A 729-nucleotide genomic window follows, 5' to 3' on the forward strand; every position below is an offset into this window, starting at 1 on the left:
GATCTACGCGGTGTCGCTGGATGAGGACAAGGCCGATTGGACCAAGGCCATGCAGGAAGAGGGCGGCAGCAATGACTTGCCGTGGATCAACCTGCAGGCACCGGGTTTCGAGGACAGTGCGGCGCAGACCTATGGTGTGGTGCAGCTGCCGCAGAACTATCTGATTGCCGGTGACGGCACCATTGTCGGTGTCGGCATGCGCGAGTGGGATGTGGAGCGTGCGGTGCGCGCGCAGATCAAGAAGGTTGAAGATGCGTCTGCACGTTGATGCACTCCGCCGTGTGGCGATGAGCACGCTGCTGTTGCTTGCGGTACTGCTGCCGGGCACGGTACTGGCGCAGGTGCAGGCCGAGCTGGTTGCCGCACAGCGCTCGGTGCAGCCTGGGCAGCCGTTGCAGCTGGCCCTGCGCATGCAGCATGACCCGCATTGGCACAGCTTCTGGAAGAACGCCGGCACCGGCCTGCCGACCAAGCTGATGTGGGAACTGCCGCCGGGATGGACCGCCGAGGCCATCCAGTGGCCGACGCCCATCCTGGTGCGCGACCGCGAAGGCAATATCACCGGGCATGGCTATGAGGGCTTGTCATATCTGCCGGTGCGGCTGATTGCCCCGGCAGACTTGCCAGCCGGCAGCGTGGTGGAACTGAAAGCGCAGGCACGCTGGTTGATGTGCGAGACGGTGTGCATTCCGGGCAAGGCGGCATTGAGCTTGCGGATGCCGGTCAGCG

At 64.5% G+C, this 729-nt stretch carries 2 protein-coding genes; both read left to right on the forward strand.

Translation table 11 applies throughout. The features are described from left to right. Positions 1–268, forward strand: a 268-nt coding sequence (locus ABB33_RS18835; protein ID WP_211260899.1) for a TlpA family protein disulfide reductase, incomplete at its 5' end; no start/stop codon positions are given. Next, positions 252–729: protein-disulfide reductase DsbD domain-containing protein (locus ABB33_RS17950; protein WP_211260900.1), on the forward strand; the 478-nt coding region annotated here is incomplete at its 3' end. The genes ABB33_RS18835 and ABB33_RS17950, both read left to right, overlap by 17 nt.

The organism is Stenotrophomonas acidaminiphila, assembly GCF_001431595.1.
Taxonomy (GTDB): domain Bacteria; phylum Pseudomonadota; class Gammaproteobacteria; order Xanthomonadales; family Xanthomonadaceae; genus Stenotrophomonas; species Stenotrophomonas acidaminiphila.